The sequence below is a fragment of the Angustibacter peucedani genome, from assembly GCF_054779595.1.
Window position 1 is genome coordinate 35,690 of sequence record NZ_BAAGXY010000001.1, and the last position, 25,586, is coordinate 61,275.

The 25,586-nt window shown below is 73.4% G+C and carries 22 protein-coding genes; 16 read left to right on the top strand and 6 right to left on the bottom strand.

All coding sequences use genetic code 11. The features are described from left to right. Positions 1–273 precede the first annotated feature (273 nt). On the bottom strand, positions 274–1,068 hold the full coding sequence (locus ACYVJ4_RS00190) for a peptidylprolyl isomerase (RefSeq protein ID WP_460458078.1): 795 nt from the start codon (positions 1,066–1,068) through the stop codon (positions 274–276). Positions 1,069–1,226: 158 nt separating this feature from the next. Between ACYVJ4_RS00190 and ACYVJ4_RS00195 the strand changes: the two genes are divergently transcribed. Next, positions 1,227–1,931, top strand: coding sequence for an MBL fold metallo-hydrolase (locus ACYVJ4_RS00195; protein WP_460458079.1), 705 nt, complete (start codon positions 1,227–1,229; stop codon positions 1,929–1,931). A gap of 14 nt (positions 1,932–1,945) precedes the next feature. Beyond that, positions 1,946–3,301, top strand: a complete 1,356-nt coding sequence (hisS, locus tag ACYVJ4_RS00200; RefSeq protein ID WP_460458080.1) for a histidine--tRNA ligase — start codon at positions 1,946–1,948, stop codon at positions 3,299–3,301. A 35-nt stretch (positions 3,302–3,336) separates the two neighbouring features. Here hisS and ACYVJ4_RS00205 read toward each other — a convergent pair whose 3' ends face one another. Next, a complete protein-coding gene (locus tag ACYVJ4_RS00205; RefSeq protein ID WP_460458081.1) occupies positions 3,337–4,041 on the bottom strand; it encodes a PilZ domain-containing protein in 705 nt (234 codons plus the stop codon). A gap of 194 nt (positions 4,042–4,235) precedes the next feature. Here ACYVJ4_RS00205 and aspS point away from each other — a divergent pair, with 194 nt between their 5' ends. Together aspS and ACYVJ4_RS00215 are read left to right on the top strand one after the other, a co-directional pair. After that, positions 4,236–6,059, top strand: coding sequence for an aspartate--tRNA ligase (gene aspS / locus ACYVJ4_RS00210; protein ID WP_460458082.1), 1,824 nt, complete (start codon positions 4,236–4,238; stop codon positions 6,057–6,059). 62 nt (positions 6,060–6,121) lie between these two features. After that, a complete protein-coding gene (locus ACYVJ4_RS00215) occupies positions 6,122–6,781 on the top strand; it encodes an SRPBCC domain-containing protein (RefSeq protein ID WP_460458083.1) in 660 nt (219 codons plus the stop codon). Here the strand turns inward: ACYVJ4_RS00215 and ACYVJ4_RS00220 are convergent. From ACYVJ4_RS00220 to ACYVJ4_RS00235, 4 genes are read right to left on the bottom strand one after another with little or no spacing between them, the layout of a single operon-like run. Beyond that, positions 6,757–7,512, bottom strand: coding sequence for a GNAT family N-acetyltransferase (locus ACYVJ4_RS00220; RefSeq protein WP_460458084.1), 756 nt, complete (start codon positions 7,510–7,512; stop codon positions 6,757–6,759). The two genes, ACYVJ4_RS00215 and ACYVJ4_RS00220, sit on opposite strands and share 25 nt — an antisense overlap. Beyond that, positions 7,512–9,728: an MMPL family transporter gene (locus tag ACYVJ4_RS00225; RefSeq protein WP_460458085.1), complete on the bottom strand. Its 2,217-nt coding sequence runs from the start codon at positions 9,726–9,728 to the stop codon at positions 7,512–7,514. The genes ACYVJ4_RS00220 and ACYVJ4_RS00225 overlap by 1 nt, the downstream gene beginning before the upstream one ends. Before the next feature lie 42 nt (positions 9,729–9,770). Beyond that, entirely contained in the window at positions 9,771–11,198 is a 1,428-nt protein-coding gene (locus ACYVJ4_RS00230) for an ATP-binding protein (protein ID WP_460458086.1), read from the bottom strand. A gap of 4 nt (positions 11,199–11,202) precedes the next feature. Then, positions 11,203–12,888 (bottom strand): NAD(P)/FAD-dependent oxidoreductase, encoded by a 1,686-nt coding sequence (locus tag ACYVJ4_RS00235; protein WP_460458087.1) that lies wholly within the window; start codon positions 12,886–12,888, stop codon positions 11,203–11,205. A gap of 119 nt (positions 12,889–13,007) precedes the next feature. Here ACYVJ4_RS00235 and ACYVJ4_RS00240 point away from each other — a divergent pair, with 119 nt between their 5' ends. From ACYVJ4_RS00240 to ACYVJ4_RS00295, 12 genes are all read left to right on the top strand, one after another. Continuing rightward, positions 13,008–14,300, top strand: coding sequence for a replication-associated recombination protein A (locus ACYVJ4_RS00240; RefSeq protein WP_460458101.1), 1,293 nt, complete (start codon positions 13,008–13,010; stop codon positions 14,298–14,300). 141 nt (positions 14,301–14,441) lie between these two features. Further along, entirely contained in the window at positions 14,442–14,828 is a 387-nt protein-coding gene (locus ACYVJ4_RS00245; RefSeq protein ID WP_460458088.1) for a DUF948 domain-containing protein, read from the top strand. Positions 14,829–14,833: 5 nt separating this feature from the next. Further along, a complete protein-coding gene (locus ACYVJ4_RS00250; RefSeq protein ID WP_460458089.1) occupies positions 14,834–15,193 on the top strand; it encodes a hypothetical protein in 360 nt (119 codons plus the stop codon). A 55-nt stretch (positions 15,194–15,248) separates the two neighbouring features. Next, positions 15,249–17,924 carry an alanine--tRNA ligase gene (gene alaS, locus ACYVJ4_RS00255; protein ID WP_460458090.1) on the top strand — a complete coding sequence of 892 codons (2,676 nt, stop codon included), beginning with the start codon at positions 15,249–15,251 and terminating at the stop codon, positions 17,922–17,924. Positions 17,925–17,931: 7 nt separating this feature from the next. Then, positions 17,932–18,516: a Holliday junction resolvase RuvX gene (gene ruvX / locus ACYVJ4_RS00260; protein ID WP_460458091.1), complete on the top strand. Its 585-nt coding sequence runs from the start codon at positions 17,932–17,934 to the stop codon at positions 18,514–18,516. Then, on the top strand, positions 18,509–19,690 hold the full coding sequence (gene mltG / locus ACYVJ4_RS00265; protein WP_460458092.1) for an endolytic transglycosylase MltG: 1,182 nt from the start codon (positions 18,509–18,511) through the stop codon (positions 19,688–19,690). The genes ruvX and mltG overlap by 8 nt, the downstream gene beginning before the upstream one ends. 22 nt (positions 19,691–19,712) lie before the next feature. After that, a complete protein-coding gene (locus ACYVJ4_RS00270; protein ID WP_460458093.1) occupies positions 19,713–20,567 on the top strand; it encodes a shikimate dehydrogenase in 855 nt (284 codons plus the stop codon). Positions 20,568–20,654: 87 nt separating this feature from the next. Beyond that, entirely contained in the window at positions 20,655–22,319 is a 1,665-nt protein-coding gene (locus ACYVJ4_RS00275; RefSeq protein ID WP_460458094.1) for a GspE/PulE family protein, read from the top strand. A gap of 25 nt (positions 22,320–22,344) precedes the next feature. Then, positions 22,345–22,674: a hypothetical protein gene (locus tag ACYVJ4_RS00280; protein ID WP_460458095.1), complete on the top strand. Its 330-nt coding sequence runs from the start codon at positions 22,345–22,347 to the stop codon at positions 22,672–22,674. A 110-nt stretch (positions 22,675–22,784) separates the two neighbouring features. After that, positions 22,785–24,035 carry a type IV pilus twitching motility protein PilT gene (locus tag ACYVJ4_RS00285; RefSeq protein ID WP_460458096.1) on the top strand — a complete coding sequence of 417 codons (1,251 nt, stop codon included), beginning with the start codon at positions 22,785–22,787 and terminating at the stop codon, positions 24,033–24,035. Between the two features lie 11 nt (positions 24,036–24,046). Further along, complete coding sequence (locus ACYVJ4_RS00290; protein WP_460458097.1) at positions 24,047–25,267, top strand: type II secretion system F family protein; 1,221 nt, start codon at positions 24,047–24,049, stop codon at positions 25,265–25,267. A 226-nt stretch (positions 25,268–25,493) separates the two neighbouring features. Continuing rightward, a partial coding sequence (locus tag ACYVJ4_RS00295) for a prepilin-type N-terminal cleavage/methylation domain-containing protein (protein WP_460458102.1) occupies positions 25,494–25,586 on the top strand: 93 nt, incomplete at its 3' end.

Sequence of the window (25,586 nt, forward strand, 5' to 3'; positions counted from 1 at the left end):
CAGGCTCGGGCGAAGCGTCCGAAGGATCGGTCGTAGTAGCGGCCACTTCTTCGGACGCAGCGGCGGGTTCGGGCGTTGCGTCCGAAGGATCGGTCGCAGTAGCAGCCACTTCTTCGGACGTCGCGCTCTCGGGCTCGGCGGGTGCGTCGGCGGCGGGCGCGGCGGGTTCGGGCGTTGCGTCCGAAGTATCGGTCGCAGTAGCGGCCACTTCTTCGGACGCAGCGGCCTCGGGCGCCTCGGGCGCGTCGGGCGTGGGGTCGGGGGTCTGGTCGCTCACCGCTGCTCCACCGAGATGCTCGAGATCGTGACGGGGTCCTTGGGGGCGCCGTCGCCGCTGCCGTCCGCCGTGCCCAGCGCGGCGACCTTCTGCAGCACGTCGAGGCCCTTGGTCACCTTGCCGAAGATCGAGTAGCCGCCGCCCTCGGTGGGCAGCGTGGAGTCCTGGTACACCAGGAAGAACTGGCTGCCGTTGGAGTTCGGGTCGCTGGTGCGGGCCATGGCGAGCGTGCCTGCGGGGTACTTCCCGTCCTTCGGCGCGTTCTCGATGCCGTACTGGTAGCCGGGACCGCCGCTGCCGGTGCCGGTCGGGTCGCCGCACTGCAGCACGTAGATGCCGGACGTCGTCAGCCGGTGGCAGCGCGAGCCGTCGTAGAACTTCTCCTTCGACAGGAAGAGGAACGACGAGACCGTCTGCGGCGCCACCTTGCCGTCGAGCTCGAGCGTGATGTCGCCCGAGCTGGTCTTGACGTCCGCCTGCCAGACGGAGTCCTCGGCCAGCGTCTTCGGCGGCGGCGTCGGGTACGACTTCGGCGTGGCCGTGGGCGTCTCGGACTCGGTGGGGTTCGGCGTCGACGAGCCGGTCGCGGTGGACGTCGACCCCGCCGTCGTCGTGCCGTCGTCCCCGACGAGCCGGGTGAGCAGGACGACGCCGACGACCACGACCAGCACGGCCACCACGGCGCCGGCGATCTGCTGGTTGCGCCGGGCGCGGGCGGCGCGGGCCTGCAGACTGGCCTGCCGCTTCGCGTAACGTCGCTTGGCTCGTTCGCGGTCGCGCTCGATCGGCACGCCGGTCCTCCTGCTCGTTCGCGTCCTGCGGGCGGCCCCCGCCAGGCCCCTGCCAGGTCCTGCGGCGGTCAGTCTAGGGATGCCGCCTGGTGCGGGTCGCGCGGCGTGGTCACGAACCGGTCACGAGCACCCTCGCGCCGCCCCGGTAGGCTCGACCGGTGCTCATCACCGGGTTCCCCAGCGCCGTCTTCGGCACGAACTGCTTCGTGCTGGCGACCGGTCCCGGCGAGGACTGCCTCGTGGTCGACCCGGGCATCGAGGTGGTCGAGCCGCTGGCCGAGGTGCTGCGCGAGCAGCGGCTGCGCCCGGCCGCGGTGCTGCTGACCCACGGCCACGTCGACCACACGTACTCGGTCACGCCCGTCTGCGGCGCGCACGGGATCGCGGCGTACGTCCACGCCGACGACCGCGAGCGCCTGGTCGACCCGTTGCACGAGTTCGCGTCCAGCGGCCTGCTGCAGATGCTCGAGCAGCAGTTCGGCCGGGCCGCCACGTGGGCCGAGCCGGACGACGTCGTCGAGGTCGCCGACGGCCAGACCCTCGAGCTCGCCGGCCTGAGCCTGGACGTCGTCCACGCCCCGGGCCATACCGAGGGGTCGGTGATGTTCGCCCTGCCCGACGTCCCCGAGAGCGCACCGGACGACGTCCGGCGCACGCTCCTCACCGGTGACGTGCTGTTCGCGGGGAGCATCGGACGCACCGACCTGCCGGGCGGCGACCACGCGGCCATGCTGCGCTCCCTGCGCGAGCGCGTCCTGCCGCAGCCCGACGACACCCTGGTCCTGCCCGGCCACGGACCCGCCACGACCATCGGCCGCGAGCGCGCGAGCAACCCCTTCCTGCGCGAGCTCCTGGCGTCCTGACCGAAGGAACCCGCATGTCCCGACCCACCCCCCTGTCCGGGTACCCCGAGTGGCTGCCCGCCCAGCGCGCCGTCGAGCAGCAGGTGGTCGACGAGCTGCGCCGCACGTTCGAGCTGCACGGCTTCGCCGGCGTCGAGACCCGCGCCGTCGAGCCCATGGAGCAGCTGCTGCGCAAGGGCGACATCGACAAGGAGGTCTACGTGCTGCGCCGGCTGCACGCGGACCCCGACGAGCCGGACGACGGCCGCGGCCTCGGGCTGCACTTCGACCTCACGGTGCCGTTCGCCCGCTACGTGCTCGAGAACTCCGGCAAGCTCGACTTCCCGTTCCGTCGCTACCAGATCCAGAAGGTGTGGCGCGGCGAGCGGCCGCAGGAGGGGCGCTACCGCGAGTTCTGCCAGGCCGACATCGACGTCGTCGGCGACGGCGTGCTGCCGTTCCACCACGACGTCGAGGTCGTCGAGGTGATGGTCGAGGCCATGTCGCGGCTGCCGCTGCCGCCGCTACGGATGCAGGTCAACAACCGCAAGCTGGTGCAGGGCTTCTACCGCGGGCTGGGGGTCGAGGACGTCGCCGCCGTGCTCCGCGCCGTCGACAAGCTCGACAAGATCGGCCCGGACGCCGTCGCGGCCGCGATCACCGCCGAGGGGCACAGCGACGCCGTCGCGAAGGCCTGCCTGCGGCTGGCCGAGCTCACCGGCACCGACGCCGGCGTGGTCGACGCGGTGCGCGACCTCGGCGTCCGGTCGGACGAGCTGGACGAGGGCCTGGACGAGCTGGCCGCGCTGCTCGACGCGGTCGGCGGCCGCCGCGGCTCGGTCGAGGTCGTCGCCGCGCTCAAGATCGCCCGCGGGCTCGACTACTACACCGGCACCGTCATGGAGACGGTGATGGAGGGCTACGAGCACCTCGGCTCGATCAGCGCCGGCGGCCGCTACGACGCCCTGGCCAGCGACGGCCGCACGACCTACCCCGGCGTGGGGATCTCGTTCGGCGTCACCCGCACGCTCGCACCGCTGCTGAGCCGCGGCGTGCTCACCGGCTCGCGGTCGACCCCCAGCGCGGTGCTGGTCGCGCTCGCGTCGGACGACGCCCGCCCGGCCGCACGCGCCGTCGCCACCGCGCTGCGGGCTCGCGGCATCGCGTGCGAGCTGGCGCCCGCGCCGCAGAAGTACGGCAAGCAGATCCGCCAGGCCGAGCGGCGCGGCATCCCGTACGTCTGGTTCCCGGCCGAGGCGTCGGCCGACGGCGTGGCCGCGGTGCGCGACATCCGCACCGGCGAGCAGGTCGCGGCGGACGACGCCACCTGGCGCCCGCCGGACGCCGACCTGCGCCCCGCCGTCGTGCGCGAGGCCGTGCGCGAGGGCTGAGCCGGTCGGACTCAGCCGGACAGACCGAGCGCGAGCTACCAGCTGCGGTCGCGGCCGGGCACCGGGGCGTCGGTGCCCGCCCGCAGGTCGGCGCGCTGGCGCCGGGCGGCCAGCCGCTCGCGCTCGCGCGCGAAGACCAGCCGCGCGAACTTCTCGGCGTGCACGTGCTCGAGCCCGACGAACGCGCCGCGCAGCCCGAAGTGCGTGACCTGGATGACGAACACCCGGGTGGCGACCAGGCCGCCGCCCTCGGGCAGCTCGACGTCGACGTCGAGCAGCGAGCCGGGGTGGACGTCGGGCGAGGTGCCCAGGTCGAGCGTGCACAGCATGCCGCCGGCCGACAGGTTGCGGGTGCGGCCGCGCAGGACGCGCAACAGGTGCTCGGGCGTCTCGGCCGGTCCGGGCATGGTGACCCGGACGACGAGCTCGACGTCGCCGCGCACCTCGCGGCGGCGCTGGGTGAGGGGACCGGGGGAGCCGACGCGCAGCACCATGCCGGCGCCGTCGTCGACCGCGCGGCCGGGCAGGGTCACGACCCCGGACGGCGTCACCACCTCGACCTGGCCCGCGCCGAGCCGCAGGGCCTCGGTGGGTCCCATGACGGCGATGCGGGCGCCGGACGCCGCCTCGTGCGAGCCGCCGCTCTCGGCGACGCGCGCCGCGGCGAGCGCCTTGAGGGTCACCCGCTGACCGCCGGCGTGCAGCGTCAAGGTGGCCCCGGCGTCGATCCTGACGTCCATCGGCTCCCTTCCTGGCCGCTGGCGGTGGACGTGCCCTGGCACACGTCCGCACGTCCTATCGGCCGCCGGTGCCGTCGTCCGCAGGATTTCGGACGACGGCCTGCTGGCGGGCGAGGAGAAACCGGAGCGAGCCGCACCCCGCCTGCCCCGTAGGATCGGTCGGTCACGTCACCCAGACCCCGAAGGGGACCACCGTGTTGCGCACGCACGAGGTCGGCACGCTCCGCGCCGACCACGCCGGCCAGACCGTCACGCTCACCGGCTGGGTCGGTGGTCGGCGCGATCACGGCGGCGTGGCGTTCCTCGACCTGCGCGACGCGAGCGGCGTCGGCCAGGTGGTCGTGCGCGACGAGGTGCTGGCGTCGTCCGGCGCCCACGGCCTGCGCAACGAGTACTGCATCAAGGTCACCGGCACGGTCGGGCTGCGCCCCGAGGGCAACCAGAACCCGAACCTGCCCACCGGCGAGATCGAGGTGACGGCGTCCGAGCTCGAGGTGCTCAGCGAGGCCGCCCCGCTGCCGTTCCAGATCGACGAGCGCGTCGAGGTGGGCGAGGAGGCCCGCCTCAAGCACCGCTACCTCGACCTGCGCCGTCCCGGCCCGGGCGCGGCGATCCGGCTGCGCAGCGAGGTCAACAAGGCGGCGCGCGCGGTGCTCGACGAGCGGCGCTTCGTCGAGATCGAGACGCCCACCCTCACCCGTTCGACGCCGGAGGGTGCGCGCGACTTCCTGGTGCCTGCCCGCCTGCAGCCGGGCAGCTGGTACGCCCTGCCGCAGAGCCCGCAGCTGTTCAAGCAGCTGCTGATGGTCGCCGGGATGGAGCGCTACTACCAGATCGCGCGCTGCTACCGGGACGAGGACTTCCGCGCCGACCGCCAGCCGGAGTTCACCCAGCTCGACATCGAGATGAGCTTCGTCGAGCAGGAGGACGTGCTCGAGCTCGGCGAGGCCGTGGCCAAGGCCCTGTGGGCGCTCGTCGGGTACGACCTGCCGACGCCGCTGCCGCGCCTGACCTACGCCGACTCGATGCGCCGCTACGGCACCGACAAGCCCGACCTGCGCTTCGGCAACGAGCTCGTCGAGTGCACCGAGTACTTCGCGAGCACGCCGTTCCGCGTGTTCCAGGCCGAGTACGTCGGCGCGGTCGTCATGCCCGGCGGCGCCAGCCAGCCGCGCAAGCAGCTCGACGCGTGGCAGGACTGGGCCAAGCAGCGCGGCGCCCGCGGCCTGGCGTACGTGCTGGTCGGCGAGGACGGCGAGCTCGGCGGCCCGGTCGCCAAGAACCTCTCGGACGACGAGCGCTCGGGTCTGGCGGCGCAGGTCGGCGCCCAGCCGGGCGACTGCGTCTTCTTCGCGGCCGGGGCCACCAAGGCCTCGCGCGCGCTGCTCGGCGCGGCGCGGCTCGAGATCGGCCGCCGCTGCGGGCTGGTGGACGAGGACGCCTGGGCGTTCGCGTGGGTGCTCGACGCGCCGCTGTTCGAGCCGGCGTCCGACGCCGTCGCCAGCGGTGACGTCGCCGTGGGCTCGGGGGCCTGGACCGCCGTCCACCACGCCTTCACCTCGCCCAAGGCCGAGTTCATGGACACCTTCGACACCGACCCCGGCCCGGCGCTCGCGTACGCCTACGACATGGTCTGCAACGGCAACGAGATCGGCGGCGGGTCGATCCGTATCCACCGCCGCGATGTGCAGGAGCGGGTCTTCAAGGTCATGGGGCTCAGCCAGGAGGAGGCGCAGGAGAAGTTCGGCTTCCTGCTCGACGCCTTCGCCTTCGGCGCGCCGCCGCACGGCGGCATCGCGTTCGGCTGGGACCGGATCTGCGCCCTGCTGTCGCGCACCGACTCCATCCGCGACGTCATCGCCTTCCCCAAGTCCGGCGGCGGCTTCGACCCGCTCACCAGCGCCCCCGCGCCGATCACGGCCCTGCAGCGCAAGGAGGCCGGGGTCGACGCCACGCCCAAGGCGCCGGCGGCCGACAACCCGTCGCAGACCACGGCCGAGGTGCCCACCCAGCTCTGAGCCGCTCGGCCGGTGCCGCGTGGCGACTTGCCGCGCGCACCGGCCGGTGGTCTGGTGAGAGCGTGTCCGCACCGGGCTGGGCCGCTGCCAGCGCGTTCGACCCCGAGGCGACGGACCGGCGCGTGCTCGCCGGGATCGGGTCGCGCTCGGTCATGATGGCGCGCACGGTCGACGCCGCCCCGGACGCCGTGTGGTCGGCCTGCACCGACCCCGACCGGCTGCCGCAGTGGATCGGCACCCCGCAGGGCCGGCTCGAGTACGGCGAGATGTTCACGTTCTACGGCGCGACCTGCCAGGTCGTGCGGTGCGAGCCGCCGCGCCTGCTCGAGCTGAGCTGGACCCTGATGGGCGAGACCAACCAGCTGCGGCTCAGCATCACCGCGCGGCCCGGCGGCACCGAGGTCGTCGTCGAGCACGCCGGCATCCGCAACCCGGTGCTCATGGGGTACGGGCCGAGCTGGGAGGAGCGGCTCGCCCATCTCGAGGAGCACCTGCGCGGCCAGCAGGTGCCGCAGCACGACTGCCGGGCGCTCGAGGCGCAGCTCAAGCCGCACTGGTGGGCGCTGCTGCCGGTCGAGGAACGGCCGACCCCGCCGCCGCCCGTCGCCGCCCCGCCACCGCCACCCGAGGCGGAAGCGGCCGAGGCACCGCCCCCGCCAGCGCCCGCGGAGCGACCGCCGACGATCGAGCTCGACCGCTACGACCCGTCCCGGCGCCGCTGAGCGCGCCGGCGCCGGCTGGACCACCGGTGCTCGCAGACGAAGCCGAGGCGCTCGTACAGCCGGCGCGCCACCGCGTTGTCGGCGTACATCCCCAGCGTGACGACGGGCGCACCGTCGTCGAAGCCGCGCCGGGTCGCAGCGGCCGTCACCGCCGCGCCCAGGCCCTGACCGCGGACGTCGGGGCGCGTGGCGATGGACGCCAGGTGCGGCACGCCGGGGCCGACGACCTGGCGCGCCGCGCACGCGACCAGCCGGCCGTCGTCCGCACGGACGCCGTCCCAGCGCACGCCGGGCTCGTCCGGCTCGGCGCTGTGGCGCGGGCTGGCCGCGGAGAGCAGGGCGGCGACGTCGTCGCGGTCGGCGTCGCCCAACGGCTGCACCAGGTGCTCGAGCGGGTGCCGGGGTGGCGGCGTCGCCGTGCTCATCCAGTCCCAGTCGTCGCCGACGCGCAGGTCGAGCAGGTCGGCGAGCGGTTCGGCCGCACCGCGCGGCAGCGTCACGAAGTCCACCTCCGGTGCCGCCGCCAGCAGCTGGGCCGTCGCCCGGACGGCGTCGTCGACGTCCGCGCGGACGGTCAGGGTGGTGCGCCGGCGCGGCGTGCGGCGCACCCACGCGACGCCGGTCGCCAGCGCCCAGCCGCGCAGCGGGACGGCGGGGTCGACCATCCAGCGGACGAAGGCGTCGCCGTCGCTGGCCGCCAGCAGGTCGGTGTGGTCGTGCAGCTCGCGCATCAGTGCGCCCCGATGCCGATGCGGTCGTGCAGGCGGCGCAGCGGGCGCGGCGCCCACCAGTTCCACTCGCCGAGCAGCGTCATGGTGGCCGGCACCAGCAGCATCCGCACGAGGGTGGCGTCGACCGCGACGGCGGCGGTCAGGGCCACACCGGTCTGCTTGACCACCAGCACCTTGGCGGCGACGAGGCCGGCGAACACGATGACGACGAGCAGCGCGGCCGAGGTGATGATCCGGCCCGAGCGCTGCAGCCCGGCGGCCACCGCGGCGTCGTTCGGCAGCCCGAGGTCGCGCTGCTCCTTGATCCGCGAGAGCAGGAAGACCTCGTAGTCCATGGCCAGGCCGAAGCCGAAGGCCAGCACCAGCGGCGGGATGGTCGTCTCGACGCCACCGGTCGAGGTGAAGCCGAGCAGGTCCTGCAGGTGGCCGTCCTGGAACAGCCACGTCACCAGCCCGAGCGAGGCACCCAGCGAGACCACGTTCATCACCAGGGCCTTGACCGGCACCAGCACCGAGCCGGTCATGAGGAACAGCAGCACGAACGTCACCAGGACGACGAGCCCGACCGCGAGCGGGGCGTTGCGGGCGATCGAGTCGCCGAAGTCGATCGCGCCGGCCGCCTGGCCGACGACCCAGGTGGGGAAGCCCGGCCGGTCCGACCGCAGGGCCGTGACCACCTGGCGGGCCGTCGTCCCGCCGGCGTCGCCGCCGTCGACCCGGACGCCGAGCAGCACTAGGTCGCCCTGCTGGCGCGGGGCGTCGACGGACGCGACGCCGTCCAGCCGCTCGACGTCCGAGCGCCACGCCTGCACCTGGGCGGGCGTGCCGCGGGTGACGACCGTGACGTCGGGTCCCGACAGGGCGGGCCACCGCGCGTCGACCGTCGCGAAGAAGGTCCGCTGGCCGGTGCCCACGGGCATCAGCTCGGGCCCGGACGAGCGCAGGTGCATGCCCAGGGCCGGGGCGGCGGCGACCAGCAGCAGGGCCGCGACGCCGAGCGCGACGACCCACGCCCGGCGCTGCACGCGGGCGGCCAGGCGGGAGAACGCCCCGACGGCGGGTGCGACGTCGCCGAGCCGGGTCAGCACCGGCCGCAGCAGCGGCACGCGGGTCATCAGTCCGGGGCGCACCAGGCGGCGGCCGGCCAGCGCCACCAGCGCCGGCACCAGCCCGAGCGCGACCAGCAGCGCCACCAGCACGACGCTCACGCCGGCCGCACCCAGCGCCCGCAGGATCGCGGCCGGGAAGAACATCAGGCCGCTCAGGCTGATCGCCACGATGAGGCCGGAGAACAGCACCGTGCGGCCGGCGACCGCCACCGTGCGGCCCACGGCGGTCTCGACCTGCTCCGGGGTCGGCGCCCCACCAGCTGCGCTGCCGTCGAGCGCCCGGTGCAGCTCCTCGCGGAACCGGCTGACCACCAGCAGGCCGTAGTCGATGCACAGGCCCAGCCCCAGGATCGTCACGACGTTGACGACGGTCGCGTCGAGGTCGATGAACGCCGAGAAGGCCCAGAGCGAGGCGAGCCCGCCCGCGATCGAGGCGACGGCGCCGGCCAGGGGCAGGCCCGCCGCGACGAAACCGCCGAACACCAGCACCATCACCAGCAGGCTGATCGGCAGGGCGACGCCCTCGCCGGTGCGCAGGTCCACCTCGACCTGGTGGCTGATCTCGTCGACCAGCTGCTGGGTCGAGCCGGTGCCGGTCGTCGCGCCCGGCAGGCCGGCCGCCGTCCGGTCGAGCTCGCGCTGCACCAGGCCGGCCCGGTCGGACTCGCGGTCGGCCGGCAGGTCGCGGTCGAGCTCGACGACCAGCGCCACGCCGCGGCCGTCCGAGCCGACCATGGTGCGACCGAGCGCGCCGGTCGGGCCGCCGAGCACGGTGTAGGGCGACCGCACCGAGGCGACGTCGTCGGCGGCCGAGAGGCGTGCGGCCAGCGCCGTCACGTCCCGGCGGACGTCGGTCGACGCGGGATCGACGCCGTCGAGCAGCGCCAGCACCTGCGGGCCGGACGCCGTCTGGGCCAGCAGGTCACGGCCGGTGCGGTTCTCGCCGGGCACGGTGGGCTCGCCGCTGCTCAGCCGGCCGAAGAGCGACCCGCCGCCGAAGGCCCCCAGCGCCACCGCGAACGCCGCGACGACGACCAGCACCCAGCCGACCGCCACCCAGCGCGCGTGCCGCGCCTCGAAGCGCCCGAGCCGCTCCAGCCTCGTCACGGCGACAGCCTGCCAGGCGGCGCCGGCGTCCCCGCAGGTGGCTCAGGCCGCGGCGTGCTCCGTCAGCGGCAGCCGCACCTCGAACCGCGTGTCGCCCGGCCCGCCCACCACGCGCAGGTCGCCGCCGTGCTTCACCGTCACCACGCGGTAGGAGATGTCGAGCCCCAGGCCTGTGCCCGTCCCCACCGGCTTGGTGGTGAAGAACGGCTCGAAGATGCGCGTGCGCAGGTCGTCGGGCACGCCGGGCCCGGTGTCGCCCACGCTCACCAGCAGGCAGTCCTCCTCGAGCGCGATGCGCAGCGTGAGCGTCCCGCCGGGACCCATGGCCTGCACCGCGTTGTCGACGAGGTTCGTCCACACCTGGTTGAGCTCGGCCGGGTAGCCGGGCACCAGCGGGACGTCGTCGGGGTAGTCGCGCACGACCGTCGTCTCGCGCAGCTTGCCGCTCAGCATCACCAGGGTCGACTCGAGCCCCTCGCGGACGTCGGTGCGCTGGAACGGCGCGCGGTCGAGCTGCGAGTACTGCTTGGCGGCGCCGACCAGCTGGCTGATCCGCTGCACCGAGTCGGTGATCTCGCGCATGAGCGACTCGGTCTCGAGCGAGTAGCCGACCCAGTGGAAGCCGCTCTGCAGGTCCTCGCCCGTCAGGGTCGCCTGCACCTTCTCGGCCCAGCCGACGTCCAGGCCGGCCGCCACGTAGGTCGAGGCCAGCTCGTAGGCGCCGCGGATGCCGTGCTCGTCGAGCCAGTCGCCGAGCTCGTCCTCGGCGTCCGAGACCTGCATCGGGCTGCGGCGCGGCGCGGTGGCGAACTGCTCCAGCGCCTGGTTCTGCAGGTCGATCAGCTCGTGCAGGACGTCGGCCGGCACGTGCCCGTCGGCCAGGTAGCGCAGCTTGCCGCGCATGCCCTCCACCCGGCTGCGCAGCCCGTCGACGGCGCGCACCGCGGCGGACGCCGGGTTGTTGAGCTCGTGGGTCAGGCCGGCGGAGAGCGCGCCGAGGGCCTGCAGGTGCTGGCGCTCGCCGATGCGCTGCTGGCTGCGCTGCATGCCCTGCTGCAGGCCGTCGAGCAGGTGCACGGCCATCGGGAAGTGCTCGTTCATGAAGGCCGCGAAGCCCGTGGCCGAGACCGCCAGGAAGGTGCACTCGGTGATGGCGCGCACCGAGCCGCTGTAGGTGAGCGGGCGCTCGTCCGCGGTGAGCCACGACGCCGTCGCGCCCACGTAGGCGCCGCGCTGCGAGCTGCGGACGACCTCGACGTCGACGTCGCCCACCATGCGCGACATGGCGAGCGTGCCCTCGACGAGCATGTAGAAGCACTCCGCCGGGTCGCCCTCGCGGCTCAGGTACTCGCCCGGCTCGACGCGGACGAGCTCGCCGTTCTCGACGAACCAGGCCAGCTGGTCGTCGTCCAGGGCCTCCAGCAGGAACAGCGTGCGCAGCTCCTGCGGCGACATGCGGTCGACGGTCATCGGGTCACAACCTCTCCAGGTACTGGTGGACGAGCGTGACGGCGAGGGCCCCCTCGCCGACGGCGGACGCCACGCGCTTGACCGACGCGGCGCGGACGTCGCCCGCCGCGAAGACCCCGGGCACGGACGTCTCGAGCGGCCAGGGGTCGCGCTGCAGCGGCCAGCCGGCGGGCCGCGCGCCGGCGTCCAGCAGGTCGGGGCCGCACACGACGAAGCCGTGGTCGTCGCGCCGGACGTCGCCGTCGAGCCAGTCGGTCAGCGGCTGGGCGCCGATGAACACGAACAGGTGGCCCGTGCTGTGCGTCGCGCGCTCTCCCGTCGTGAGGTCCTCGACGGTGATCTGCTCGAGGTGGCCGTCGCCCTGCATGCCGACGACGGCCGAGCAGGTGCGCACGTCGATCGTCGGGATGCCGGCGATCTGGTCGATCAGGTACTGCGACATGGACGCCGTCAGCGACGGCGCGCGCACCAGCAGCACGACGCGCGACGCGTAGCCCGACAGGTACACCGCGGCCTGACCGGCCGAGTTGGCCCCGCCGACGACGTACACGACCTCGTCCTGGCACTCCGAGGCCTCGGTGAGCGCCGCGCCGTAGTAGACGCCGCGACCGGTGAAGCGCTCGGCGTTCTCGGCCGGCAGCCGGCGGTACTGCACGCCGGTGGCGAGCACGAGCGTGCGGGCCTGCAGGCAGGCGCCGTCGGCGAACCGCACGCCGCGGCGCGGCCCCTGCAGCTCGAGCCCGACGACCTCGCGGGCGGTGACGATCTCGGCGCCGAACCGCACGGCCTGGCGGCGGGCGCGGTCGGTGAGGGCGGCGCCGGAGACGCCGTCGGGGAAGCCGAGGTAGTTCTCGATCCGCGAGCTCTGCCCGGCCTGCCCGCCGGTGGCCTGGCGCTCGACCACGACGGTCTTCAGGCCCTCGGACGCGGCGTACACCGCGGCGCCGAGCCCGGCCGGTCCGCCGCCCACGATGACGACGTCGTAGAAGTCGGTGCCTGGCGTGGTGAGCAGGCCCACGCGCTCGGCCAGCTCGGCGACGGCGGGGGCGACCATCGGTTCGCCGCCGGGCGTCAGCACCACCGGGACGTCGGTCGCCGCCGCGCCGCACGCCTCCAGGAGACGCACGCCCTCGGGCTCGTCGGCCGAGACCCACTGGTAGGGCACGCCGTTGCGGGCCAGGAACTCGCGCACCTCGTGCGAGCGGGCGGACCAGCGGTGGCCGATCACCCGGATGACGTCGACGGGTGCGTCGCCGCTGCTGCGCCACACGTCGAGCAGGCCGTCGATCACCGGGTAGAGCAGCTCCTCGGGCGGGCTCCACGGCTTGAGCAGGTAGTGGTCGAGGTCGACGGTGTTGATCGCCGTGATGGCCGCCTCGGTGTCGGCGTAGGCCGTCAGCAGCACCCGGCGGGCCATGGGGAACAGGTCCATCGCCTGCTCGAGGAACTCGACCCCGCTCATCTCCGGCATGCGGTGGTCGGCGAGCAGCACCGCGACCCGCTCGCCGCGCGACGCGAGCTCGCGCAGGGCGTCGAGGGCGTCCGGGCCGGACTCCGCGCGCACGACGCGGTAGTCGTCGCCGTACCGCCGCCGCAGGTCGCGGGCGATGGCGCGCGAGACGCTCGGGTCGTCGTCCACGGTGAGCAGCACGGGCCGACGAGGGGCGGCCGACGTCGCGGGGCTCGTCATGTCCGTAGCCAACCACCGTCGCGGCGGTTTCCATACCCCGCGGCTAGCCTGCGGGGGTGGCCGACCTGTTCAGCGTGGACGACGGCAGCGACCGCCCGGCCGCGCCGCTGGCGGTGCGCATGCGTCCTCGCACCCTGGACGAGGTCGTCGGCCAGTCCCACCTGCTCGAGCCGGGCTCGCCGCTGCGCCGCCTGGTCGACCACGGCGACGGGCCGGCCGGGCCCACGTCCGTGGTGCTGTGGGGTCCGCCCGGCACCGGCAAGACGACGTTGGCCCACGTGGTGTCGAACGGCACCGGGGGGCGGTTCGTCGAGCTGTCGGCGATCACTGCGGGCGTGCGCGACGTCCGTGCGGTCATGGACGCCGCCCGCGACGACCTCGCGCTGCACCGGCGCACCACGGTGCTGTTCCTCGACGAGATCCACCGCTTCACCAAGGCCCAGCAGGACGCGCTGCTGCCCGGCGTCGAGAACCGCTGGGTGGTGCTGGTGGCCGCAACCACCGAGAACCCGTCCTTCAGCGTGGTCTCGCCGCTGCTGTCGCGCTCGTTGGTGCTGACGCTGCGCCCGCTGGACGACGACGACGTCCGCGGCCTGCTGCAGCGCGCGGTGTCCGACCCGCGCGGGCTCGACGGCGCGGTGCGGCTGGACGACGACGCCCTCGAGCACCTGGTGCGGCTGGCCGGCGGTGACGCCCGTCGCGCGCTGACCGCGCTGGAGGCCGCGGCGGGTGCGGCCCTCTCGGCCGACGACGAAGGCTCGGACGGCGACGGCGGGGTGGTGGTGACGACCGAGCACGCCGAGCGCGCGATCGACGCCGCCGTGCTGCGCTACGACCGCGAGGGCGACCAGCACTACGACGTGGCCAGCGCGTTCATCAAGTCGATGCGCGGGTCGGACGTCGACGCCGCGCTGCACTACCTGGCGCGCATGCTCGAGGCCGGCGAGGACCCGCGCTTCGTCGCGCGGCGCATCGTCATCGCGGCCTCCGAGGACGTCGGGATGGCCGACCCGACGGCGCTGCAGACCGCGGTCGCCTCCGCCCAGGCGGTGCAGCTGATCGGCATGCCCGAGGCGCGGATCGTCCTGGCCCAGGCCGTGGTGCACCTCGCCACGGCGCCCAAGTCCAACGCGGCGTACCTCGGCATCGACGCGGCGATCGCCGACGTCCGGGCCGGACGGGCGGGAACGGTGCCGGCGCACCTGCGCGACGCCCACTACCCGGGGGCGAAGTCGTTGGGGCACGGGCAGTCCTACGTCTACGCGCACGACCAGCCGCACGGCGTCGCCGAGCAGCAGCACCTGCCGGACACCCTGGTCGGCCGGGAGTACTACACGCCGACGGACCGCGGCGCCGAGCGCGACATCAGCTCACGGCTGGCGCGCCTGCGGCGCATCCTGCGCGGTGGCTGAAGGCGGCCCAGGCGCCAGCGCGCTCGGGATTCCGGGTGGGAGGCCTCCGGGGGCTCGGGTAGGGTCGTGACCCCTGAGCCCGGGGCCTCCGGACGGCGACCGCCGCCCGCGCCGCCGGGCACCCCTGGAGGGATGCAGCGGATGTCGGCTGGAGACATCGCGGGACTCATCGCCGCGGTCGCCTTCGTGGCGCTCGTGGCGCTGCTGGCCGTGCCGATCCTGAAGCTGGGGCGCCTCATCGACGACGCCCGCGGAACCGTCCAGGGCGTCACCAACGAGAGCGTGCCGCTGCTGCGCGAGGTGACCACCACGGTGAGCACCACCAACGGCGAGCTCGAGCGGGTCTCGGCGATCACGACCAACGTGCAGCAGATGACCACGAACGTCTCGGCGCTGACCGCGCTGTTCGCGGCGACGCTGGGCTCGCCGGTCATCAAGGTCGCGGCGTTCACCTACGGGGTGCGCCAGGCGCTCAGCGGCCGCGAGGCCGGCGCGAGCCGGTCCCGCCGACGTCGGCGTCGGGGCTGATCGCCGTGCGACGCATCTTCTGGACGGCGCTCGGCGCCACCGTGGGCGTGCTCGTCGTCCGCAAGCTGACCCGCACGGCCGAGGCGTACACCCCCGAGGGCGTCGCGCGCGGCCTGTCCGGCCTGGGCGAGGGCCTGCGCGAGATGGCGCAGGTCGTGCGCGAGTCGATGGAGCAGCGCGACGCCGAGCTGCGGCTCGCCCTCGGCATCGACGAGGGCGCGATCGACCCGGAGCAGGCGCAGGGCCTGATCGACCGGCCGACCGAGCGCCACGAGTGGACGATCGGCGAGCCGCGCGACCACGAGCGCGCCACCAACCCCGCGCACCGCGCGCGCACCGGTGCTGACGGCGGGCGAGCTTCCTAGGGGCGCACGCCCCCGCTCCGCCCCCCGTACCCGAGCCACGACAGGAATGATCCCCATGGAGACGGCTGAGATCCGCCGTCGGTGGCTGCGGTTCTTCGGCGACAACGGTCACACCGTCGTCCCGAGCGCGCCGCTGCCCTTCGACGACCCCAACCTGCTGTTCGTCGCGGCGGGCATGGTCCCCTTCGTGCCGTACTTCGTCGGCCAGGAGTCCGCGCCCTACCGCCGCGCCACCAGCGTGCAGAAGTGCGTGCGCACCCTCGACATCGACGAGGTCGGCAAGACCACCCGCCACGGCACGTTCTTCCAGATGAACGGCAACTTCAGCTTCGGCGACTACTTCAAGGCCGGCGCGATCGAGCTGGCCTGGGACCTCGTCACCCGGTCGCAGTCCGACGGCGGCTACGGCCTGCCCGAGTCCGACCTGCTGGTGACGATCTACCAGGACGACGACGAGAGCTACCAGCTCTGGAAGCGCATCGCCGGGCTGCCGGACGAGAAGATCGTGCGTCTGGGCAAGAAGGACAACTACTGGCACATGGGCATCCCCGGCCCGGGCGGCCCCTGCAGCGAGATCCTGATCGACCGGGGCCCCGAGTTCGGCCCCGAGGGCGACGTCGAGAAGGCGGGCGACCGCTACCTCGAGTTCTGGAACCTCGTGTTCATGCAGGAGGAGCTCAGCGCGGTGCGCGCCAAGGACGACTTCGACGTCCGCGGGCCGCTGCCGAGCAAGAACATCGACACGGGGATGGGCCTGGAGCGCATGGCGTTCCTGCTGCAGGGCGTCGACAACATCTACGAGATCGACGAGGTCTACCCGGTCGTCGAGCGGGCGGCCGAGCTGGCGGGCAAGCGGTACGGCGCGAACCACGACGACGACGTCCGCCTGCGCGTGGTCGCCGACCACGTGCGCAGCGCGCTGATGATCATCGGTGACGGCATCACGCCCGGCAACGAGGGCCGGGGCTACGTGCTGCGCCGCCTGCTGCGCCGCGCCGTGCGCTCGATGCGGCTGCTCGGCGTCGAGGACCCGACGCTGCCCGAGCTGCTGCCCGTCAGCCGCGACCGGATGAAGGCCAGCTACCCCGAGGTCGAGCGCGACTTCGGGCGCATCAGCGCCGCCGCCTACGCCGAGGAAGAGGCGTTCCGCCGCACCCTCGCGGCCGGCACCACGATCCTCGACACCGCCGTGCGCGACGTGAAGCAGAGCGGGCAGGGCACCCTCGGCGGCGACAAGGCCTTCCAGCTGCACGACACCTTCGGCTTCCCGATCGACCTCACCCTCGAGATGGCGGCCGAGCAGGGCGTGGACGTCGACGAGGTCGGCTTCCGCCAGCTGATGACCGAGCAGCGCGAGCGCGCCAAGGCCGACGCGCGAGCCAAGAAGACCGGGCACGTCGACACGTCCGCCTACCGGGCGCTCGCCGACGGCCTGGGCCGACCGGTCGAGTTCACCGGCTACGACGAGGTCGTCAGCGAGTCGCGGGTCAGCGGCCTGCTGGTGGGCGGGGTCCCCGCGCCGTCCGCGGTGCAGGGCGACGAGGTCGAGATCGTGCTCGACCGCACGCCGTTCTACGCCGAGGGCGGCGGCCAGCTCGCCGACGCCGGACGGATCGAGCTGGACGGCGCCGTCGTCGAGGTGTCCGACGTGCAGAAGCCCCTGGGCCAGCTCGTCGTGCACCGGGCGAAGGTGCTCAGCGGCGAGGTCACGGTCGGCGACGTCGGGCGCTCGCTCGTCGACGTCCACCGCCGTCGGGCGATCTCGCGCGCCCACACGGCGACGCACATGGTGCACAAGGCGATCCGCGAGGCGCTCGGCGAGACGGCGACGCAGGCGGGCTCCGAGAACGCGCCCGGCCGGTTCCGGTTCGACTTCAGCGCGAACGCCGCGGTGCCGCCGTCGGTCCTGCGCGACGTCGAGGCGCGCGTCAACGCGCTGCTCGCCGAGGACCTCGAGGTGCACGCCGAGACGATGACCCAGGCCCAGGCGGTCGACATCGGCGCCATGGCGCTGTTCGGCGAGAAGTACGGCGACGAGGTGCGCGTGGTCTCGGTCGGCGACTGGGCCCGCGAGCTCTGCGGCGGCACGCACGCGCAGCGCTCGGGCCAGCTCGGCCTGGTCTCGCTGCTCGGCGAGTCGTCCATCGGCTCGGGCGTGCGCCGCGTCGAGGCGCTGGTGGGCACCGACGCCTACGACTACCTGGCGCGCGAGCACGCGCTCGTCGGCCAGCTCACCGAGGTGCTGAAGGTGCGCCCGGACGAGCTGCCCGACCGGGTCGGCTCGATCCTGGCCCGGCTGCGCGAGGCCGAGAAGGAGATCGCCACCATGCGCCAGCAGCAGGTGCTGGCCGCAGCGGCGGGGCTCGCGGCGTCCGCGCGCGACGTGTACGGCGTGTCGTACGTCGGGCACGACGCGGGTGAGATCGCGCCCGACGGGCTGCGCTCGCTGGTGCTCGACGTCCGCGGCCGGCTGCCCGGCGACCGTCCGTCGGTGGTCGCCGGCACCGCGGTGGCCAAGGGCCGCCCGGTGGTCGTGGTCGCCACCAACGAGGAGGCGCGCCGCTGGGGCGTCAAGGCGGGCGAGCTGGTGCGCGAGGCCGCGCAGGTGCTCGGCGGTGGGGGCGGCGGCAAGGACGACGTCGCGCAGGGCGGCGGCACCGACGCCTCCCGCACGGCCGAGGCGCTGGCCCGGATCGAGCACGTCGTCGGCGAGCGGGTCACCCAGCGGTGACCTCGCGGTGACCACGCGGCGCGGGGTGCGGCTCGGGGTCGACGTCGGCGCCGTGCGGGTGGGGCTGGCGGCGAGCGACCCGAGCGGGTTCCTGGCCACGCCGGTCGAGACGCTCGCCCGGGACGTCGACGGGCGGGCCGACCAGGACCGCGTGGTGCGCGAGGTCGTCGAGCGCGAGGTGCTCGAGGTGTGCGTGGGGCTGCCGCGGTCGCTGTCCGGGCGAGAGGGTCCGGCGGCGACCGCGGCGCGCGCGTGGGCCGAGCAGCTGGTGCAGCGGCTGGCGGCCGCGGGGCTCGACGTCCCCGTGCGGCTGGTCGACGAGCGGCTCTCGACCGTCGCCGCCCACCGCTCCCTGCGCGAGTCCGGCGTCAAGGGGCGCAAGCAGCGGGCCGTGGTCGACCAGGTGGCCGCCGTCGTGCTGCTGCAGGCCGCCCTGGACGCCGAGCGCGCGAGCGGCGCTGCGCCGGGCGAGCAGGTCGAGCAGGTACCCTCGACCCGCGGTGGGGGCCCCGCGGCCGGCTCGGCCGCACCCGACCGACCGGAGGCTCTGCCCGCGATGGACCAGCGCGACATGAGCGAGCGCGATGTCTGACCAGCACCCGGACGACCACCACGACCTGGGGTCCGTGCTGGCCGACGCGCACGGGCAGCCGGGCTACGCGAGCCGGTCCGAGCGCCGGGCGGCCCAGGCGCACCACGCGCGGCGGCGACGCCGCAAGGGCCGTCGCGGCGGCGTGCTGGTCGTCACGCTGCTCGTCGTCGCGCTCGGTGCGATCGGCGCGTACGCGGGGCTCAAACCGATCTACTCGCACCTGACGGCCAGCGACGACTACACCGGGTCGGGCACCGGCAAGGTCACCGTCACCATCGCCGACGGGGCGACCGGCCGCGAGATCGGCCGCACCCTCGAGCAGGCGGGCGTCGTGAAGTCGGCCAAGGCGTTCGTCGACGCCAGCGCCAAGAACACCAAGGCCAGCTCGATCCAGCCGGGGGAGTACCAGCTCCGCAAGCAGATGAGTGCCGCCTCGGCCATCTCGCTGCTGCTCGACCCGAAGGCTCGCAGCGCCGAGCGGGTCACGGTGCGAGAAGGGTTGCGCGCCAAGGAGGTCGTGGCCCTGCTGGCCAAGGAGACCGGCCGGCCGGCCGCCGACTACGCGGCCGCGCTGAAGGACGCCGAAGCCCTGGGGCTGCCGTCGTCGGCCAAGGGCAAGGTCGAGGGCTGGCTGTTCCCCGACACCTACGAGTTCGGCACCCAGGTCACCGCTGCCCAGCAGCTGCAGCGCATGGTCGCGCACACCCACGACGTCCTCGACGAGCTCGGCGTCTCGGACGCCCAGGCCCAGCGGGTCCTGACGATCGCGAGCATCAACGAGGTCGAGGCCAGCTCGGCCGAGGACTACGCCAAGGTCGCGCGCGTCATCGAGAACCGGCTCGAGAACAAGCTCGGCAACGGCGGCCGGCTGCAGCTGGACTCGACGGTCAGCTACGCGGTGGGCAAGCGGACCATCACGACCACCGCCGCCGACCGCGACGTCGACTCGCCGTACAACACCTACAAGTTCCCCGGGCTGCCCGCCGGGCCGATCAGCAACCCGGGCAAGGCGGCGATCCAGGGCGCGCTCGACCCGACGCCGGGTCCGTGGCTGTACTTCGTCACGGTGAACCCGTCGACGGGCGAGACCAAGTTCGCCACGACCGACGCCGAGCACCAGGCCAACGTGCAGCAGTTCCGCGCCTGGTGCCAGGACCACCCCGGCACCTGCTGACGCGGCGCCCGCTGTGACGTCCGTGGGTCCCGGGAGCGCTGCGCCGGCGCGCCGCGCTGCCGTGCTCGGGCACCCGGTCGCGCACAGCCTGTCGCCGGTGCTGCACCGCGCGGCGTACGCCTCGCTCGGGCTGGTCGGCTGGGGGTACGACGCGGTCGACGTCGCGGACGCCGACGCGCTGGCGGTGCTCGTTCGCGGCCTCGACGAGGGCTGGGCGGGGCTGTCGCTGACCATGCCGCTCAAGCGGCTGGTGCAGCCGCTCCTGGACGAGCTCTCGCCGCTCGCCCGCGCCACCGGGTCGGTCAACACGGTCGTGCGAGGCGGCGACGGGCGGCTGCTCGGCGACAACACGGACGTCGAGGGGCTGGTCGTGGCGCTGCGCGAGGCGGGTCTGGCGTCGGGCGGGGCCGGCGTCGTGCTCGGAGGGGGAGCCACGGCGGCCTCGGCGGTGGCGGCCCTCGGGCAGCTGGGCTGCGCCAGCCCGGCGGTCGTCGTCCGGTCACCGCAGCGGGCGGGCCAGGTGGTCGCGGCCGGCGAGACGCTGGGCACGCCGGTGCGGCTGGTGCCCTGGGAGACGGCAGCGGTCGAGCTGGCGGCGGCGGACGTCGTCGTGAGCACGGTGCCGTCGTCCGGTCACGAGGCGGTGCTGCCGGTCGTGCGGGCGGCCGGTCCCGTGCGCGGCCTGCTGCTCGACGTCACCTACGACCCGTGGCCGACCGCGGTCGCCGAGGCGTGGCAGGCCGCCGGGGGGGCGGCCACCGGCGGGTTCGGGATGCTGCTGCACCAGGCGGTCGCGCAGGTGCGCCTGATGACCGGTCGGGTCCCGGACGTCGAGGCCGTGCGGGCGGCCGGCGCCGCCGAGCTCGCCCGTCGCTGACGGCTCCGGGGGCCTGCGCTCAAGGTGACGCGCGCCACGACCGATCATCAGGCGAAACCGGTCCGGACCCCAGGGAGCGCACGACTCATGCAGCTTGCCGAGATCCTGCTCGCTGACGGTCTGGTCGACGAGGGGCAGCTCAGCGCCGCCTTCGACGAGCACCAGAGGGTGGGCCGCAGCCTCGGGCGGGTCCTGGTCGACCAGGGCGTGCTCACCGAGACCCAGCTCGTCGCCGCGCTCGCGCAGCAGATCGGTCTGCCCTTCGTCGACCTGCAGGACTACCAGGTCGACGGGTCGGCCACCGGGCGCGTGCCCGGGGCCGTCGTCCGCCGCCACAACTGCCTGCCGATCGGCTATGCCGAGGACGGCAAGCTGCTCGTGGCGATGGCCGACCCCGGCAACGTCTTCGCGCTGGACGACATCCGGTCGATGACCGGTCTCGAGGTGCGCCCGGTCGTCGCGACGCGCGCCGACGTCATCGCCGCGATCGACCGGTACTACCGCGCGGACGCCGACCTCGACGACATCACCTCGGCCCTCGACGTGACCGAGGAGGACGAGGACCTGTCCAAGGTGAAGGAGATCACCGAGGACGCGCCCATCGTCAAGTACGTCAACCTGCTCATCACCCAGGCCATCCAGGACCGCGCGTCCGACATCCACCTCGAGCCCACCGAGCACGACCTGCGCGTGCGCTACCGCATCGACGGCGTCCTGCACGAGGTGATGCGCTCGCCCAAGGCGATCCAGAGCGGTGTCATCAGCCGGCTGAAGATCATGGCCGACATCAACATCGCCGAGCGCCGCATCCCGCAGGACGGCCGGCTGTCGGTCAACGCCAACGGCAAGAAGATCGACCTGCGCGTCGCGACGCTCCCCACGGTGTGGGGCGAGAAGGTCGTCATGCGCATCCTCGACAACTCGACGGCGCGCCTCACGCTGAACGACCTCGGCTTCTCCGACAACAACTTCGAGCGCTTCGGCGAGAGCTTCGTCAAGCCCTACGGGATGATCCTGGTGACCGGCCCGACCGGTTCCGGCAAGTCGACCACGCTGTACGCGACGCTCAACATCGTCAGCAAGCCCGAGGTCAACGTCATCACCGTCGAGGACCCGGTCGAGTACCGGCTGCCGGGCATCAACCAGGTGCAGGTGAACACCAAGGCGGGCCTGACGTTCGCCGCCGCGCTGCGCTCGATCCTGCGCTCGGACCCGGACGTCGTCCTCATCGGTGAGATCCGCGACCACGAGACCGCGCAGATCGCCGTCGAGGCCGCGCTCACCGGCCACCTGGTGCTGTCGACCCTGCACACGAACGACGCGCCGTCCGCGGTCACCCGGCTCACCGAGATGGGCATCGAGCCCTTCCTGGTGGGCTCGGCGCTCGACTGCGTGCTGGCCCAGCGCCTCACCCGGCGCCTGTGCACGCGCTGCAAGGAGGCGTACGTGCCCGAGCCGGCCGACCTCGAGCGCGTGGGCTTCCCCTGGTCGCCGGGGGAGCGGCTGCCCGAGCTGTACCGCCCCGTGGGCTGCTCGTCGTGCTCCAAGACCGGCTACAAGGGTCGGGTGGCGCTGCACGAGGTGATGGCGGTGTCGGAGACGATCGAGCGGCACACGGTCGACCGCGTCTCGGCCGCCGTCATCGGCGAGACCGCTCGCGCCGAGGGCATGACCACCCTGCGCATGGACGGCTGGCTCAAGGTGCTGGACGGCGTCACCTCGATCGAGGAGATCCTGCGCGTCGTCGTCTAGGCTCCCGGCCACCGAGGGAGGTGCTGTGGCCAGCTGGGCGGACGTCGAGCGAATCGCACCGACGCTCGCCGGTGCGCGGGCCGGGCACGCGCACGAGGGGTCGCCGACCTTCGACGTCGGCCGGCACCCCTTCGCGCGGCTGCGGTGGGACGACGACGGGCGCGAGGTGCTGCAGCTCTGGTCGCTCGACCTGGGCAGCGAGCAGGCGCTGGCCGACCGGCGCGACACCTTTTTCGTCGTCCACACGTTCCGCGTCAAGGCGTCGATCTGGGCCTACCTGGACCGCCTGGACGTCGACGAGCTGGCCGAGCTGCTGACCGAGTCGTGGCTGGCCCGCCGCGGGGTGCGGGGCTGATCCCCGGGAGATCGCTCAAGGTGCCTCCGGCGGGAGCCGATAGCCCGTCAGACGTGTCGTAGCGACGTCGTCGAGCCATGCGGGCGCGTGCCCGCCACGAGGGGAGTGCCGTGAGCACCACCGGACAGCCGTACGTGCCGGAGCAGTTCAGCTTCACCGGTGCCGAGGACGGCTACGCGCCCGTGACCTCGGGCATGCCCGCGACCGCGCCGAACCCGGCCGCGACGCTGGTGCAGCCCACCCAGGCCCCGGCCGACGCGTACCGCCGCGCGAGCACCGAGCAGACCTCGGCCGACGACATCTCGATCAACGAGCTGCTGATCGAGATGATCACGACCGGTGCCTCCGACCTGCACATCACCTCCGGCGCGCCGCCGCTGGTGCGCCTGCGCGGCGAGCTGCGCCCGCTGGGCGAGCACGCCGTCCTGACGCCGCCGGTGCTGCAGCGCACGATCTACGCGATGCTGTCGCAGAAGCAGCGCGAGCGCTTCGAGACCGACCTCGAGCTCGACTTCGCCTACTCGGTGCCGGGCCGCGCCCGCTTCCGCGTCAACGTCTACCGCCAGCGCGAGGCCCTCGGCGCCGCGTTCCGCCTGATCCCCTACGAGATCAAGCCGCTCGAGGCCCTGGGCATCCCGCCGGCCGTCAACAACTTCGCGGGCCTGCCCCGCGGCCTGGTGCTCGTCACCGGCCCGACCGGCTCCGGCAAGTCGACGACGCTCGCGGGCGTGATCGACCTGGCGAACCGCACCCGCCACGAGCACATCATGACGGTCGAGGACCCGATCGAGTTCCTGCACCGCCACAAGGGCTGCCTGGTCAACCAGCGCGAGGTCGGCGAGGACACCAAGTCCTTCGGCAACGCCCTCAAGCACGCCCTTCGTCAGGACCCCGACATCATCCTGGTCGGCGAGATGCGCGACCTGGAGACCATCTCGGTGGCGCTCACCGCCGCCGAGACCGGTCACCTGGTCTTCGCCACCCTGCACACGCAGGACGCCGCCCAGACGATGGACCGCGTCATCGACGTCTTCCCCTCCGAGCAGCAGCAGCAGGTGCGCGTGCAGCTGGCCGGCGCCATCCAGGGCGTCGTCTGCCAGACGCTGTGCAAGACCCGCGACGGCAAGGGCCGCGTCGTGGCGACCGAGGTCATGGTCGCCACCCCCGGCATCCGCAACCTGATCCGCGAGGGCAAGACCCACCAGATCTACTCGGCCATGCAGGCCGGGGCCAAGCACGGCATGCACACCATGGACCAGCACCTCGCCGAGCTGGTGCGCACCAACCAGATCACGTACGAGCACGGTCTGGAGAAGTGCCACCACGTCGAGGACTACAACCGCCTTCTCGGCCGGATCTGAGGGAACTGACGATGGCGACGACGACGTTCGAGTACGCGGTCCGCGACCGCGACGGCAAGCTGGTCAAGGGCACCCTGGACGCCGAGAACCAGGGCCAGGTGGTCCTGAAGCTCAAGACCATGGGGTACGCCCCGGTGAGCATCACCCAGGCCAACTCCGGCATGAACAAGGAGATCTCGATCCCCGGGTTCGGGGGCAAGGTCAAGACCAAGGACCTGGCGATCATGGCGCGCCAGTTCGCCACGATGATCAACTCGGGACTCTCGCTGCTGCGCGCCCTGACGATCCTGGCCGAGCAGACCGAGAACAAGGTGCTCGCCGGCGTCCTCGGCGAGGTGCGCGGCGAGGTCGAGACCGGTCAGTCGCTCTCGTCGGCGCTGGCGAAGCACCCGCGGGTCTTCCCGCCGATCATGATCAACATGACCCGCGCCGGCGAGGTCGGCGGCTTCCTGGACGCCGTCCTGCTGCAGGTGGCCGAGAACTTCGAGGCCGAGGTCAAGCTGCGGGGCAAGATCAAGTCGGCCATGACCTACCCGGTCGTCGTGTTCGTCATGGCGATCCTGGCCGTCATCGGCATGCTGCTGTTCATCGTCCCGATCTTCGCGAAGATGTTCCACGACATGGGCGCCCAGCTGCCGGCGCCCACCCGGGCCCTGGTGTTCCTGTCCTCGGTGCTCAAGGTCGGTGGCCTCCCGCTGCTGATCGGGCTCGTCGCCGCCAGCGTGGGTTGGAAGCGGATCAAGCACCAGCAGCGCGTCCGCGCGGCTGTCGACCCGTGGAAGCTGCGGATGCCGGTCTTCGGCTCGCTGGTCCAGCGCATCGCGCTCTCCCGCTTCACCCGCAACCTCGGCACGATGCTGCGCTCAGGCGTCCCGATCCTGCAGGCGCTCGACATCGTCGCGGACACCAGCGGCAACGAGGTGGTCGCCAAGGCGGTCCGCGAGGTGCAGCAGTCGGTGCGCCAAGGCGACTCGCTCACCCGGCCGCTGTCGGAGCACCCCGTGTTCCCGGCGATGGTCGTGCAGATGATGGCGGTCGGCGAGGACACCGGTGCGCTCGACGACATGCTGGTCAAGATCTCGGACTTCTACGACCAGGAGGTCGAGGCGACCACGGAGGCGCTCACGTCGCTGATCGAGCCGCTCATGATCGCCTTCCTCGGCGCGGTGGTCGGCTCCATGATCGTCGCGCTGTACATGCCGATCTTCGGGGTCTTCAACCTCATCAACTGAGCTCGCGCTCGGCCTCCGAGGCCGTCGCCGACGTCTTCCGAGAAGGAGGGATCGGCGACGGCCTCGTGCCGTCGCGGGCCTGCACGAGCCGCCCGCCGACCTCGTCGACATTCCCTCGAACGGGTGCTCAAGTACCCGGGCCTCGGGCCGATGAACTCCTTGTCATCGGAGGTGGCCCGACCGGGCACGTCCCTCCAACGTCGATCGTCTCGAAGGGACGAATCACATGCTCGCTCGCATTCGCAAGGCGGCGGAGGAGAAGGACAGCGGCTTCACGCTGATCGAGCTCCTGGTCGTCATGATCATCATCGGCATCCTG